The organism is Marinovum sp. J2-8, from assembly GCF_055808435.1.
Window position 1 is genome coordinate 1 of record NZ_JBVVRZ010000009.1, and the last position, 14745, is coordinate 14745.

13 protein-coding genes, 1 pseudogene and 1 riboswitch are annotated in these 14745 nt (G+C 65.3%); of the genes and pseudogenes, 1 reads left to right on the forward strand and 13 read right to left on the reverse strand.

Annotated elements, in window-relative coordinates:
* Positions 1-183: 183 nt before the first annotated feature.
* The 7 genes and pseudogenes from cobF to cbiE all read right to left on the reverse strand — a co-directional run bounded on the left by cobF (position 184) and on the right by cbiE (position 6413).
* A complete protein-coding gene (gene cobF, locus AC0L4F_RS20020; protein ID WP_244691147.1) occupies positions 184-945 on the reverse strand; it encodes a precorrin-6A synthase (deacetylating) in 762 nt (253 codons plus the stop codon).
* 77 nt (positions 946-1022) lie between these two features.
* Positions 1023-1688, reverse strand: a complete 666-nt coding sequence (locus AC0L4F_RS20025; protein ID WP_244691148.1) for an energy-coupling factor ABC transporter permease — start codon at positions 1686-1688, stop codon at positions 1023-1025.
* Positions 1689-1722: 34 nt separating this feature from the next.
* A riboswitch (cobalamin riboswitch) is annotated at positions 1723-1944 on the reverse strand.
* 19 nt (positions 1945-1963) lie between these two features.
* Positions 1964-2710, reverse strand: coding sequence for a uroporphyrinogen-III C-methyltransferase (cobA, locus tag AC0L4F_RS20030; protein WP_244691149.1), 747 nt, complete (start codon positions 2708-2710; stop codon positions 1964-1966).
* Positions 2707-4046: pseudogene (locus AC0L4F_RS20035) on the reverse strand (cobyrinate a,c-diamide synthase). The gene cobA and the pseudogene AC0L4F_RS20035 overlap by 4 nt, the downstream one beginning before the upstream one ends.
* Positions 4043-4828, reverse strand: a complete 786-nt coding sequence (gene cobM, locus AC0L4F_RS20040) for a precorrin-4 C(11)-methyltransferase (protein WP_244691150.1) — start codon at positions 4826-4828, stop codon at positions 4043-4045. Before cobM ends, AC0L4F_RS20035 begins: the two are co-directional and overlap by 4 nt.
* Positions 4825-5223 carry a cobalamin biosynthesis protein gene (locus AC0L4F_RS20045; RefSeq protein ID WP_244691151.1) on the reverse strand — a complete coding sequence of 133 codons (399 nt, stop codon included), beginning with the start codon at positions 5221-5223 and terminating at the stop codon, positions 4825-4827. The genes cobM and AC0L4F_RS20045 overlap by 4 nt, the downstream gene beginning before the upstream one ends.
* Positions 5220-6413 carry a precorrin-6y C5,15-methyltransferase (decarboxylating) subunit CbiE gene (gene cbiE / locus AC0L4F_RS20050; protein ID WP_244691152.1) on the reverse strand — a complete coding sequence of 398 codons (1194 nt, stop codon included), beginning with the start codon at positions 6411-6413 and terminating at the stop codon, positions 5220-5222. Before cbiE ends, AC0L4F_RS20045 begins: the two co-directional genes overlap by 4 nt.
* Between cbiE and AC0L4F_RS20055 the strand changes: the two genes are divergently transcribed.
* A complete protein-coding gene (locus AC0L4F_RS20055; protein WP_244691153.1) occupies positions 6412-7194 on the forward strand; it encodes a cobalt-precorrin-6A reductase in 783 nt (260 codons plus the stop codon). The two genes, cbiE and AC0L4F_RS20055, sit on opposite strands and share 2 nt — an antisense overlap.
* On the opposite strand, the gene cobJ is transcribed toward AC0L4F_RS20055, so the two are convergent.
* From cobJ to cobW, 6 genes are read right to left on the reverse strand one after another with little or no spacing between them, the layout of a single operon-like run.
* Positions 7152-7904: a precorrin-3B C(17)-methyltransferase gene (cobJ, locus tag AC0L4F_RS20060; RefSeq protein WP_244691154.1), complete on the reverse strand. Its 753-nt coding sequence runs from the start codon at positions 7902-7904 to the stop codon at positions 7152-7154. The genes AC0L4F_RS20055 and cobJ overlap by 43 nt on opposite strands.
* A complete protein-coding gene (locus AC0L4F_RS20065) occupies positions 7901-8641 on the reverse strand; it encodes a precorrin-2 C(20)-methyltransferase (RefSeq protein ID WP_244691155.1) in 741 nt (246 codons plus the stop codon). The genes cobJ and AC0L4F_RS20065 overlap by 4 nt, the downstream gene beginning before the upstream one ends.
* Positions 8642-8646: 5 nt before the next feature.
* Complete coding sequence (locus AC0L4F_RS20070) at positions 8647-9276, reverse strand: precorrin-8X methylmutase (RefSeq protein WP_244691156.1); 630 nt, start codon at positions 9274-9276, stop codon at positions 8647-8649.
* The gene (gene cobG / locus AC0L4F_RS20075; protein ID WP_244691157.1) at positions 9276-10439 is read right to left on the reverse strand and encodes a precorrin-3B synthase; all 1164 of its coding nucleotides are present in this window, start codon (positions 10437-10439) and stop codon (positions 9276-9278) included. The genes AC0L4F_RS20070 and cobG overlap by 1 nt, the downstream gene beginning before the upstream one ends.
* A complete protein-coding gene (gene cobN, locus AC0L4F_RS20080; protein WP_244691158.1) occupies positions 10436-13699 on the reverse strand; it encodes a cobaltochelatase subunit CobN in 3264 nt (1087 codons plus the stop codon). Before cobN ends, cobG begins: the two co-directional genes overlap by 4 nt.
* Complete coding sequence (gene cobW / locus AC0L4F_RS20085; RefSeq protein WP_244691159.1) at positions 13699-14745, reverse strand: cobalamin biosynthesis protein CobW; 1047 nt, start codon at positions 14743-14745, stop codon at positions 13699-13701. The genes cobN and cobW overlap by 1 nt, the downstream gene beginning before the upstream one ends.

Genomic DNA, 14745 nt, shown 5'->3' on the forward strand with positions numbered 1-14745 from the left:
CGCGCTCGCTCATCAAAACCCATCCCATGCCCACACTCTCTGCCTGTTCTCATCGGGGCAGAGTGTGACACTTCTACTTTGCAGATGTGGGACACTTTAACTTTGCGGGTACATGCGCATATCCCATAATTAGGGTTATGTTAAGTGCGCCCAAAGCCAGACATGCGTCATCTCGGCGAACGCTTACCCCGCGCGCCGCATAAGATAGATATCCATCACCCAACCATGCCGGGCGCGCAGGTCTTCTCGGGTTTTGATGATCTGGGCCCCGACCGCATCCAGTTGACCGGCGACCAGCTTCTCTTGCGGCATTGCCACGCAGCCGCCCCACCAGATCGAAATCCCCTCCGGGTCGAGCGTCTCAAACGCGCCACCGCTGTCCAGCACGACAACCACGGTCTCGGCCTCGGGCGGCCACCCTTGCGCGCGCAGTTGACGCCCGGTGAGGATCGTGACCGACCCACCCACCGTATTGAGCGGGATCGCATGTGCGGCGCATAACGCCTGAATCGAGGTAATGCCGGGGATCACACGTGGCTCTAGCGGCATCCGCCGCCCCAGCCGTTCGGCTATCCGCAGGCTGCTGTCATACAACATCGGATCGCCCCAGATCAGCAAGGCAACCCGCCCGTTTGGATTTTCCCCCAGCACTGTGCGGATCTGCTGTTCCCAGGATGCGGCAATGGCGTCATGCCACTGTGACACCCCGGTGCGATACGACGGATTGTCGACATCACGCTGCGGCAGGTCGAATTCCACCACCTGTGTCTGTGCGTTGTCCAAATGGCGCGCCAAAAGATCGCGCCGCAAACCGGCGAGGTCGGTCTTTTCAGGCCCTTTCAACGGGATCAGGATCAGGTCAGCGGCATTCATCGCCTGCACGGCCTGCGCCGTGACGTGATCCGGGTTGCCGGTTCCAATGCCGATCAGATCAAGTTCGATCATCGCAGTGTTTCCAATGCCCGTACTCCCGAAAAAGGGGGCCGAAGCCCCCTTGGTGTCGTCTCAATCACATCTGGTGCTCAGGCAAAAAGCCGCGGGGTCACCCAGGCAGAGCCGTTCAGCCCTTGCAGCCGTTTTGCAGCGGCCAGAACGGCCAGATCGACCAGCGGCTCCAGCAGGATCACCAGCATGTAAGCCGCGCCAAATGCCATTACCTGGCCAACTTCGGCAAAGCCCTGACCATAGACGGCCCAGAACGCCACCCAGGCCACAATACCACCTTGGTATGCGGTCGAAAGAGCCAGCGCCTGGCTGTACTTCAGGTCAACATATGCGGTGCCCGGCGCGATCAGACGCCGCGCGAGATACTGCAAGCCGAACAGCGGCACCAGCAGTGTGGTCACGTTCATTCCGTATTGCGGCAGGTCAAACTGGGCAAACACAATGCCCTGAATCAACAGCCCCAGCGCCAGGCCGATCGCGGCTGGTGCGGCGCCCAACATCAGGAACAGGGTCGAGCCAAGGATCAGGTGCACTTCTGACACGCCAACCGGATAATGCGGCAGGATCTGGAAAAACACCAACACTGCCGCCGTCGCCACAACCGTGCGCAACGCGAGCGAGCCCAGCCCCTGCTGGCGCACCGCGTCAAAGGCGGTCTTGAGCGTATAAAGCCCCGCGGTTGTCGCGGTTGCGTAGCTGAGGATGAGTTTGGCGCCCGTAACGACGCCGGGTTCGATATGCATGTCTTTGATCTCCTTGCCGTCACACCCGACGGCGGGTTGAAATAATCCGATGGCCGGTTTCCTGGCTCGCGGGTCGAGGCAACGCTCTACCTTCCCAGAGGGCATCTCCCCCAGTGGTCTTTCAGAACGCGCTCTCCGCATACAGTCGCGGGGGCGGCCGGGGCTTTGGGTGCCGCAACTTGGTCCACCCTTCCCCGTTCCCGATTGAGCCCTGCGCTTTGCGTATGTCTGGGCACCAAACAGGGGTTCAGATAGACGTGAGCCGGCCCGCCAAGTCAAGCCCCGCATGTCGTCAACGCCGCTTTCGTTTCCGCCAATGGGCCATAAAGGATCACCGCCGGCTGGTCGGGACGCGCCTGGGCAAGCTGCTTGGCCAGTGTCGCAATCGTGCTGCGATGCAGGCGTTGTTCGGGATGGCCGACGGCCTCGGCCAGCAGGGCAGGCGTTTCCGGCGACAGACCGTGGGCAATCAGACCGGCCGCCAGTTTGGGAAAGGTGCGTTTCCCCATGTAAACCACTGTTGTGGCTTCGGAATCTGCCAGCGCGGGCCAATTCAGCGTCTCGGGCAATTCGCCCGTCACATCCGCCCCGGTCACAAATTGCACCCGCCGCGCGGTCAACCGCCGGGTCAATGGCAACCCCGCCGCCGCCGCCGCCGCACAGGCCGACGGCACGCCGGGAATGATTTCATAGGCTATTTCCGCAGCCTCCAGCGCAATCATCTCTTCTTCGAGACGCCCAAAAATTCCGCTATCCCCGGATTTCAACCGCACGACCCGCGCGCCGGTTCGGGCATGATCCACCAACAGACGGTTGACATGATCCTGCTTGACCGAGGGGCGGCGCGCCCGTTTGCCAACGGCAATCAGCTCGGCATTGGCCCCCGCATGGCTTAGGACCGGCCCCGAAGCCAGATCATCAAACAGCACCACATCGGCGCGTTGCAACCGGTCCACCGCCTTGAGGGTCAGCAGGTCCGGGTCGCCCGCACCGGACGACACAAAAGAGACAAATGCGCTCATTGGCTGGCCTCGGCGATAAGATGAAAGAAGGTTCCGCTGACCTGACCACCGCCCGCGGCATGGCCCGAAGCCGCGCTTTTGCGTTGCGATCCGGTTTGCGCCACGACAAGCCCGTTAGCATCACGCACTTCGGCAAGCGGGGCATCCGGCTGGCTCAGGATACGGGCATAATGGAACTCATGCCCGCGCAGGCGTGTGCCCACCTCGAACCCCGGCATCGGCGCAGAAAGCTCTGCCAGACGATAGCCCAGGTTCATTTTGCGCTTGGCAAAACTGGTCTCAAGCCCCAGCAACCCCAGCATCTGGTGCCGCTGCCCCTGAGCATCGACCAACCCGGCCCCCAGTGCCATATAGCCCCCGCATTCACCGTGAACGGCGCGGGTCTGGGCAAAACGGTGCAGACCGGACCGTAGCCGGTCATTGCCCGCCAGCCGCCCGGCGTGCAGTTCGGGATAGCCGCCCGGCAGCCAACAACAATCCGCGCTGTCATCCGGGCCCTCATCCGCCAGCGGGGAAAACGGCAGGATCGTCGCGCCGGCGCTGCGCCAGCCCTCTATCAGATGCGGATAGACAAAGGAAAAAGCCGCATCCCGCGCCAGGGCAATACGTGCCCCGGGTGGGCGCGTTGGCGGCGGCGGCGCGCTGGCATGGCCCGCCCCGTCCCGTGCCGCCGCAACAATCGCGTCCAGATCGCAATACTGCGACACGGCCTTGCCTGCCTCGCTCAGCAATCTTTCAAGATCTGCGGTTTCTTCGGCCTGCACCAGCCCAAGATGGCGCGAGGGCAGCTCGATCCCGACCTGACGCGGCAAGGCGCCCAGAACGGCAATTCCGGCCTGCGCAAAGCGGCCCGCACCAGCGTATCATGGCGCGGCGAGGCAACATTGTTCAACACCACCCCGGCGATGGGCACATCCGCGCGAAACCGCGCCAGGCCCTGCGCCACGGCGGCGGCGCTCTGGGCCTGTCCGGTCACATCAATTACCAGGATCACCGGCCAGCCCATCAGCGCCGCGATGTCGGCACTGGCCCCTGCGCCGGTTTCACCCGGCACCGCCACGCCGTCAAACAGCCCCATGGACCCTTCGGCCAACGCAATATCGGCTGTCCGATCCGCCAGCGCATGCATGCGCTCTGCTGACATCGCCCAGCCATCCAGATTGAACGAGGCCCGCCCAGACGCCACGGTGTGAAAGGCCGGATCAATATAGTCGGGACCACATTTGAACGGCTGCACCGCCATGTCGCGCGCCCGCAGCGCCGCCATCAGCCCCAGCGTGAACGTGGTTTTCCCCACGCCCGACGCCGCGCCGGAAATCACCAGACCGGGCGTCATGCGCCGGTCTCCGGAAAGCGGGGATCGGTGCCCACAGGACGGTAGCGGCGATCATAATCCCCGGCATAAAGACGGCTCTCGGCAAAGTCCTCTGCCCCGATCGACCGGCCAACCAGGATCAGCGCGGTGCGCGCCATTTCGGCGCCGACGGCGGTTTCCAACGTGGACAGGGTGGCATGCACCACCCGCTCATCCGGCCAGCTTGCGCGCCAGACCACCGCAACGGGACAGTCTGCGCCGTAATGCGGGCGCAATGTGGCGACCACCTTGTCCAGCACATGCACCGACAGATGGATCGCCAGCACAGCCCCGGTGCGGGCAAAGTTTTCCAGGCTCTCTGCGGCGGGCATTGCGCTGGCTCGCCCCGATACCCGCGTCAACACCACCGATTGCACCACGCCCGGCAGGGTCAGCTCTGCGCCAAGCGTCGCCGCGGCGGCGGCAAAGCTGGGCACGCCGGGGGTCACGTCATAGGGGATGTCCAACCGGCGCAAGCGGCGCAATTGTTCGCCCATTGCTGACCAGACCGACAGATCCCCGGAATGCAGCCGCGCCACATCCTGACCCGCGCGATGCGCCTCGGCGATCAGATCTATGATCTCGTCCAGCGACAGCGGCGCGGTGTTGACGATCCGCGCGCCCGGCGGGCAATGCGCCAACAGCGCCTCGGGCACCAGCGACCCGGCATAAAGACAAACCGGGCTGGCCGCGATCAGATCGCGCCCCCGCAGGGTGATCAGATCCGCCGCCCCCGGTCCAGCCCCGATGAAATGCACCGTCATGTTGTCTCTCCTTGTGCGATTGCGACGCTGACGCCGCCAATAATCCTGCGTGTTTGACACAGCCGTGCGCCCGGTCCCGCCGCGATCAACGCCGCCGCTTCGGCCACGGACCCGGTGCCATAGGCGGCCAGCGCGGCCGATGATTGCGTGGGGGTTGCAACGCCGGCCACATCAACGCCGATCACCGGCGCATCGGGCAGAAGGGCGGCGAGTGTCTGTGCCTTGGCCTTGGCTGTGGCGACGCCATCGACCGGTCTGGCCTGATCTGCCGGTCCGGCCTGTGCCCCGACCTCGGCCAAAGCCGCAGCCAGGGCCGCAGTCAAAGCCGTTGTCAGGGCCTCGGCACTTACGGATTTGCGAAACCCAAGCCCAACGAACAAACCCGGCCCTGTCATCGCGTCACCGCCCATTGCACCAGCGGACGTGCATTGACCCAGCCACGCAACCGCCCCAAGGGCGCGGCCTGGGCAATGTCAATCCGGGTCAACGTCCCGCCATGTTGTGCCTGCATTGCCAGCAACAGGGTTTCGGTTTCCAGCGTGACCGCATTGACGACAAGCCGGGCACCGGGCATCAAATAGCCCCAAAGCGCGGCAAACAGATCCGCCGAGCCGCCACCGCCGACAAAAATCGCATCCGGTGTCGGCAGATCGTGGCTCAGCGCCTCTGGCGCGCGGCCCTGAAGCAGGGTGATCTGCCGCGACAAGGCAAAAGTCGCAATATTGGCACGGATGTTGGCACACCGTTCGGCGCGCGGCTCAATCGTGAGCGCATGACCGCCCGCCAGCGCCCATTCGACCGACACCGACCCGGAACCACCGCCGATGTCCCACAGCATTTCGCCGGGTCTTGGGGCAAGCGCTGCAAGGGTCAGCGCACGTTGCGGTGATTTTGTAATCTGCCCGTCATGGTGAAACAGATGCTCGCCCCGACCCGGCACACCGGACAGCCCGATCCCACGCGCAAGATCGGCCCCATCCAGCGCAACAGCCACCGGCGCGGCGATCCCGTCGAGCTGAAAGTCATCTGCGCGGGTCTGGCGGTGGCGTTCTTTTGGACCGCCAAGCCGTTCGAGCACATGCATCCGCACCGCGCCAAACCCCGCCGCTGTCAGCCATTGCGCCAATGCGTCTGGCGCCGCCTCATCCCGCAGGGTGGCCAGGATCTTTGCACCGCGATGCAGCACCGTAGAAAGGGCCGTGAACTCTGCCGCATGCAGGGCCAGCGCACGGGTCTCTTCGACCCGCCAACCCAGACGCGCACAGGCCAGCGACACCACACCCGCCACCGGATGGGCGCGCCATTCGTCGGGGGCCAGCCGCTGCGCGAGCATACTGCCGGCGCCAAACCAGAACGGATCCCCCGAGGCCAGCACCACCACAGGCTGTCCGCGCAATGCCAGCACCGGCGCCAGATCAAACGGCACCGGCCAGGGCCGACCGCGCGTGCCGGCCTGCACCAGATCAAGATGGCGCGGCCCGCCAAAGATCACCTGCGCCTGCGCGATTGCATCGCGGCTTGCATCCGACAGCCCGCACAGGCCATCTTCGCCCAGACCGATCACATTCAGCCAAGGATCAGACATGACCCGCCTCTTGCTGCTTGGCGGCACCAGCGAAGCGAGCCAGCTGGCCCGCCGTCTTGCCGACACGCCGATCCCGGCGACCTTCTCTTATGCCGGACGTACATTGGCCCCGGCGGCCCAACCGCTGCCGACGCGCATTGGCGGATTTGGTGGCAGCGCCGGGCTGGCCGCCTATATCCGCGCCCAGAACATCAGCCATGTGATCGACGCGACCCATCCTTTTGCCGCCCGGATCAGCCAGAATGCGATTGCCGCCTGTGCCGAGACCGGCACGCCTTTGCTGGGTTTTGAACGTGCGCCGTGGCAACCGGGTGCCGGGGATCGCTGGCGGCATGTCCAAAGCGTGCAGGACGCGCCAAGCGCCCTGCCGCCGCCACAGACACAGCCCGCCGCGCGGGTGTTCCTTGCCATCGGCAAGCAGCAGCTTGATCTGTTTGCCGCGCAGACGCATCACCACTACCTCGTGCGGTTGGTGGATCCACCCGCCGCGCCCCTGCCCCTGCGCCATGCCGAGGTTGTCATCGCCCGCGGCCCCTTTACCGAGGCTGACGACAGCGCCCTGTTGCGCCGTCATGCGATCAGTCACATCGTGGCAAAGAATTCCGGCGGCACCGGGGCCGAGGCCAAGTTGTTGGCGGCGCGGGTGCTGGGGATCGAGGTCATCATGATAGACCGCCCCGACCTGCCTGCGCGCGCCACCTGCGACACGACGGGTGGGGTCTTTGAGTGGTTGCGCGATCATGGGGTGACCCCGGACAATGTGGCCCCGCGCGGCGTATAGACCCAATCGCCGGTGCGGCGCGTGGCGCTGTTGCCGACAAGAACCACCGTGCGCATATCCGCCATCTCCGGCGTCGCCTGATCGAGGGTGACAACCTGCACCGCCTCCTGTGCGGTCGACACCGCCCGCGCAAAGATGATCAGCCGATCCGGCCCGCATTCCTCGCGCAGGATGTCCAGCACCCGGGCAAATTGATGCGGGCGGGCCTTGGATCGCGGGTTGTAGAACGCCATCGCGAAATCACCACGCGCCGCATGGCGCAGGCGATGTTCAACCAGCGCAAATGGCTTGAGGTTGTCGCTGAGGTTGATTGCACAGAAGTCATGGCCCAGCGGTGCCCCGACCCGCGCCGCCGCCGCCAGCATTGCGGTGATGCCCGGCAGAATACGGATCTCGGTCTGCGCGGCCTCCGGGCTGGCCTCCACCTGTTCGAACAGCGCCGAGGCCATGGCAAACACCCCCGGATCACCCGAAGACACAATCACCACGCGCAGCCCCTGTGCCGCCATCTCCAGCGCATGACGGGCGCGGTCCAGCTCGACCCGGTTGTCCGAGCTGTGCAACCGCAACCCCGGACGTGGCGCGATGCGGGCGACATAGGGAATATAACCCACAATATCCGTGGCTTGATCCAGCGCGGCGCGCACCTCTGGCGTCACCAGATCCTCTGCCCCCGGTCCCAGCCCGGCCACAACCACCCAGCCGCTCATTGCGCGGCCTCGACCAGGGTCGGACGGCGGCCATGACCATGCACCAACACAATTGCAAAATACGGGCAATCGCCATCGTCGGTGTCGATCAGCCGCGCGATGCGTTGATCGGGCATTGTGCCGCGCTCGACCAGCCAAGCCTGTGACAGCCGCCCGGCGCGGTCCAGCGCGCGCTTGATCTTGGGCAGATTGCGCCCGGTTTTCATCACCACCACTGCATCGGCCCCCTGCATCTGGGCGGCCAATTGATCTTCTGACATCGACCCCATGAGCACGGACATCACGTCGTCGCCCCATGTCATCGGCTCGCCAATCGCGGTCCAACAGCCCGTCATGCCCGTGATGCCGGGGATCACTTCGATCTCCAGCCGGTCGCGCAGGCGGGTGTAAAGATGCATGAACGAGCCGTAGAAAAACGGATCACCCTCACATAACACCACCACATCGCGGTCTTGCGCCAGCGCGGTCAGCCGCGCCGCCCAGTCATCATAAAACCTTGCCAGCAGCTGGTTGTATTCCGGGCTGTCAAACGGGATTTCGGTGGTGACAGGGTATTCCATCGCATGTTCACGAACAGCGGTGTGCAGCATCCCCTCGACAATCCGGCGGGCCTGACCAAATCGCCCTTTCTTGCGAAAATAGGCGATATCGCTGGCGCCACGCACCGCGCGGTCGGCGCGGCGTGACATCAGGTCGGGATCGCCCGGCCCAAGACCGGCACAGATAATACGTCCCATGTCGCTTACTCCTTGCGCGAGGCCAGCGCATTCAGCGCCGCCACCGTGATCGCTGAACCGCCAAGCCGCCCCTGCACAATCACCGCAGGCACCGGCGGGGCCGCGATCAATGCGGCCTTGGATTCCGCCGCGCCGACAAACCCGACCGGACAGCCGATGATCGCCGCCGGACGTGGACACGCCGGATCTTCCAGCATGTTGAGCAGATGAAACAGCGCCGTCGGGGCATTGCCGATGGCCACCACCGCCCCCGCCAGATGCGGGCGCCACAGCTCCAGCGCGGCGGCCGACCGGGTATTGCCCATGTCGCGCGCACGTGTGGGCACCTCTGGGTCATGCAGTGTACAGATCACCGGGTTGTCGGCAGGCAGGCGCGCGCGCGTGATCCCCTCGCTGACCATACGGGCGTCGCACAGGATCGGCGCCCCACGTTCCAGCGCGGCACGAGCCGCACTCGCCATGCCGGGGCTGAACCGCACATCACGTTCCAATCCGACCAGCCCCGCCGCATGGATCATGCGCACGACCACCGGCTCTTCTTCGGGCGTGAACCGGGCCAGATCGGCCTCGGCGCGGATGGTGGCAAAGGATTGCGCATAGATCGTTGCGCCATCCGTTTCATAAACATGGGCCATCACGAAAACTCCGGTAATTGCAGGATATCAGGGGTCGTCAGCCCACGTCGGACCGGCGCGTCACCCGCGCGCCCGCCCCGGACCAGATCAACCCCCGCAGGGGTAGCAACAAGCGTCAGGTCGGCGTGCCCCGGCCCGGCACAGCCTTTGGTGCAACCAGACAGATGCAGAACCTTGTCCGGGGCCAGATCGGGCGCAAGGCGGCGGGCCAGCGCACGCACATCGCCCTGCCCCTGCAAACACCCCGGCGCGCCGGTACAGGCAAAGACACGCAGCCGCGGATCGCCCGGATCGGTGATCAGACCGCCCAGATCGGGGCACAGTGGCATTGCGCACAAGCCCTCGATCAGCAGCATCCGCCACGGCGTCAGACGCAGCGGGCCAAGCGCCGCCAGTCGGTCCAGCGTGTCGGCATGCAGCAGGCCAAATTCCAATCCCACCAATGCGCCCTGCGGGACCAGCCCCGGCACAACAGGCGCATTCGCAATCGTTGGCTCCGGCGCGGGGGTGTGGGTGGGACGCAGCGCCGCGTCGGGGCGCGCGCCGCGCGCGATCACCTGTGCCATACGGCCCCTGCCGTCACAAAGCCCCCCGACCTCGACAAACCAGCGCGCCAAATCGCACATCGCTTCTGGCGCTTGCGCCTCGGTGACGGCTGCGCCCTGCTCCAGCCCGGTTGCACGCAGGATCAAACCGCCATCGGCAGCACGTTCAAGCCGGATATCAGCCGAAATATCGCGCATGACCGGGGCAGGCCCGGAATCCAGCATGAAGCCGAATTTATGCGACAGATCCGGCACCGTGACCAATGCGCGCCGCAGCGCGTCAGCCAGCGCATAGGTCGCCGCATCCGCGAAAGGCGTGACAAGGATGTTGCGCGGCACCAGCGTGCCTTCGGAACCCTCTGGTTCGATCAGCCCCAGTGGCACCAGCGCGTCAATCAACGCCGCATGGCTTTCTGTGCGCACCCCGCGCAGTTGCAGATTGGCGCGGGCGGGCAAGTCGATCATGCCGTTGCCAAAACGCCGCGCCGCCGCCGCAATGGCATGCGCCTGATCGCGGCTTAACCGATTGTTCCGTGGTCGCAGCCGCACCACCAACCCATCACCGCTGACCATTGGATGCCGCGCGCTGGGACAGCGGCCATAGATGCGCGCGGTCATGTGGCGCTCTCCAGCCGGGCGATGATCGAATTGCTCTGGGTGACCCAAAGACCCGCTTCGCGCAGACGGCGAAACAGATCCTGCAGCGCGGCCAGCGCTTCGGGTGCGTCACGCGCCATGAACTCGACCACGGCGTCACGTCCCAACGTCGCCTCGAAATAGAGGTCAAACAGATGCGCCGGCACGGTCTGTGCCAGATGCGCAAAAGCGGCAAGGTGATCCAGCGTCGCCGCAATCTCGGCCCCGCCGCGAAACCCGTGCCGCATCATGCCCTCGGCCCAGGCTGGATCAGCGGCACGGGCGCGGACAACGCGGGCGATCTCTTCGCTTTGGTTGCGGGCGCGTGGGCTGTCGGGGCGGGTGGCATCCAGATGATAAAGCGCCGGACGCGCCTGCCCGAGATTGGCCAGAGCGGCGGCAAAACCGCCCTCATGCGCGGCATAATCCGACGCCAGAAGCAGATCGGTTTCCGCCAGATCCTGCACATGCACGAAACTGTCCGCACCGCGCAAACGGGTCTCAAGCGCGTCACGATCGGGGCGCAGGCTGCCATCCTTGGCAATTGCATGGCTGGAGGCCGCGATCCATGCCTCGCCCGCCGCCAAACGCGCCTCTGGCGTGAAATCATCCAGCGCCGCCCCCATGTTCAGACCGTATTGGCCGGGGCGGGGCGCAAAGACACGGGCAATCCGCGTGGCATAGGGATTGTCCGCGCCGCTTTCCTCGCCCGCGACCAAACGGGCGGTCAGCGCCTCGGCCCCGGTTTCGAACAATTGCGCCAATCCGGGGAAAATATCGCGAAACAGCCCCGACACGCGGAGGGTGACGTCAATGCGCGGCCGCCCAAGCAAGGCCAGCGGGATCACCTCGACCCCGGTCACCCGCGCCGCCGCATCGTCCCAGACCGGCTTGAGCCCGGCAAGATGCAGCGCCATGGCGAATTCCTCGCCTGCGGTGCGCATCGTTGCCGACCCCCAAAGATCAACCACCAACCCCTGAGGCCAATCCCCGTGGTCCTGCAAATGTTTGCGCAGCAGCTCTTCGGCCAGTTTCACGCCCTGGGCATGGGCCGCACGGGACGGCACGGCCCGTGGATCGACGGAATACATGTTGCGCCCGGTCGGCAGCACCTCGCGGCGTCCACGCGCGGGACTGCCCGAAGGGCAGGCGGCCACCCGCCGCCCTGCCAGTGCGGCGAACACCCCGGCGAGTTCTTCTGTGCCACATTCCCCCTGGCCAAAGACATGCAGCCCGTCGCCGAACTGGCTCTCCTTGATGTCACAGACAAACCGGTCGACGCGGGTGATCACCTCGGCCGGGCTGGCGGCGGCAGGAATGCCAAGATCGGCGCTGACACCGCTGGCATCCGCCTCGTCACGGATGGCCCCGATCAGCCGCGTGCGCCGCGCCGGATCCAGCCCGTCGGCGGTGGAATATTCATCCAGCAGGCGTTCAAGCCGCGCCATCCCGACCGGCAGCTGCGCGGCACGCATCGGCGGCGGCATATGGCCCAATGTCACCGCGCCAATGCGCCGCTTGGCCTGTGCGGCCTCGCCGGGGTCATTCACGATAAACGGATAGACAACCGGCAAGGCCCCGATCAGCGCCTCTGGCCAACAGGTTGCCGACAGCGCCACCGACTTCCCCGGCAGCCATTCCAACGTGCCATGTGCCCCCATATGGATCAGCGCGTCGATCCCCATGGCGCGCAGCCAGAGGTAAAAGGCGACATAGCCATGGCGCGGCGTGCGGGCGAGATCGTGATAGATCTCTTGGCGATTGTCCTGCGCCCCGCGTTCGGGTTGCAGCGCCAACAGGACGCCCCCCCGGTCAATCGCCGCAAAACGAAAGGCCCCCGCGACACAGGCGGGGTCGTCCTCGGGCGCGCCCCAGACCGCGGTCAGGTCGTCCCGCAATGCGCTTGGCAAAGCGTCCAGCGCGGCGCGATAGGCGGCCAGCGGCCAGCTGATCTGCGCCGTGTCCAGATCCCGCGCCGCGGCGCCGGGGGCCACGGAATACCCCTGATCCGCCAGCGCGGTCAGCATCCCGTCGCTTGAGGCCAGCGCATCCAGACCCACCGCATGCGCCATCTGCCAATCGCGCCCCGGATAGGTCGACAACACCAGCGCCAGTTTGCGCTGCGCCATCGGAGTTTGCCCCAGCCGATGCCAGGCGCAGATCCGATCCAGCGCGGCCGAAATCCGCGCGGGATCGGCACGATGGGCAAAGCGCGAATATTGCAGATCCGGGTCCCGCGCGCCGGGGGCCTTGAACGACACGACGCCCGCATGCAGCCGCCCGTCAACCTCGGGCAGGACAACATGCATCGCCAGATCAGACGGCGACAACCCGCGTTCCGACTGTGCCCAGTCCTTGCGTTGCGCGGTCGAGAGTGCAACCTGAAACACAGGACAGGCATAACGATCAAACGGCGTTGCGCCATCGGCCCCCTGCATCGAAAATGCGGTGGCATTCACCACCAGATCCGGCTGGCGTGGCCCCAGCGCCGCATGCAGCCAATCCGCCATACCCGCCGCCTTTAGCGAGGTCGCGAAAACCCCATAGGCCTGAAACCCGCGCTGGTCCAAACCCGCGATCAAACCATCGACCGGCGCCATATCCGCCGCACTCAAGTAAGACCGATAGAAACTGACCAGCGCCAACGGTCGTTTGTCCTTGCCCCGGGGCTCCAACGTGTCGAGCGGGCCAAGATCGGGATGATAAAACCCCTGAGCCGGCAGGCGTTTGTCGCCAGACACCGGCCCTGCATAAAACCCGGAGGCCAATGCCATTTGCGCCAGCGCCGCCTGCGCCGCCACCGCGCCCCCCGCATCGCACAGCGTCTTGAGCCGCCGCAGGGTCGATACCGGGAGGGTCGACAGCGCATCAAGACGTGGATCGTCGCGGCCATCGGCGGGCAAAACCGCCAGCGCAATCCCCTTACGCCGCGCCAGATCCTGAAGCGAGGCCAAGCCATAGGGCCAATAGGCCTCGCCACCGATCAGACGCACCAGAATACCCTTGGCCCCGGCCAGCGTGGACTCGACATAGGTGTCCACCGAAACCGGATGCCGCAGCGCCACCAGATTGGCCAGCCGCAAACTGGGCAAGCCCCCATTGGCGCGATGCCAGCCCGCCGCGAAAGCCCCAAGATCACTGTCCGAAAAGGACAGCGCCACCAGATCGGCGGGGGTTTGCCCCAGATCCATGGGCGTCTCGGTCTCTTCCAGACCGTGGCTTTCGCGAAAGACGATATGCATCAGGCAGGCAGAGCCTGGCCCAGGGCCGTGCGGATCGCATCCGGGTCAAGATCGTCATGTTCGGCGATCACCACCAGCGCCGACCGGCGCGGATCGCTGCCCCAGGGGCGGTCGAACTGATGACGGACCCGCGCGCCGACAGCCTGCACCAACAGCCGCATCGGCTTGCCCGCCACCGCCACATGGCCCTTGACGCGTAAAATCTTCTGCTCCTGCGCCAGACGTGCGATTGCCGCGACGAGGTGCTCTGGATCTTCGATCTCGCCCAGCTCGATCACCACGGTGTCGAAATCTTCGTGCTCGTGGTCATCGGTGCCATCATGGTGGCTGGGCCGCGCCGCCAGATCATCCTCGGCGGCGGCACCCAGACCCAGCACGACGTCGGGATCAATCACCCCTTCGGTCAGCGCCAACATCGGCAACTTGCGCGGCGCCTCGGCCTCGATCACGGCGCGGGCTGCGGCCAAACCGGCCTCTCCGGCCAGATCGGCCTTGGACAACAACACAAGATCGGCGCAATTGATCTGATCCTCGAACACTTCTGACAATGGCGTTTCGTGATCCAGACTGTCGTCAGCTTGCCGCTGCGCATCCACCGCCGCCACATCCGGTGCGAAACGCCCGCTTGCCACAGCTTCGGCATCGGCCAGGGCAATCACGCCGTCGACCGTGATCTGCGACCGGATCGCAGGCCAGTCAAACGCCTTGAGCAAAGGTTTGGGCAACGCCAGACCAGAGGTCTCGATCAGGATATGATCCGGCTTCTGCGGCCGCGCCATCAGCGCCCCGATTGTGGGAATAAATTCATCCGCGACGGTGCAGCAGATACAGCCATTGGCCAACTCAACGATGTTTTCGTCGGGGCAATTTTCATCAGCACATTGGCGCAAGATATCGCCATCGACGCCAACGGTGCCAAATTCATTGACCAGAACGGCCAGCTTGCGCCCGCCCGCATTGGCCATCAGATGACGGATCAACGTGGTTTTCCCCGCGCCGAGAAAACCGGTGATGACTGTGACGGGAATCTTGGTCAGATCGGACAT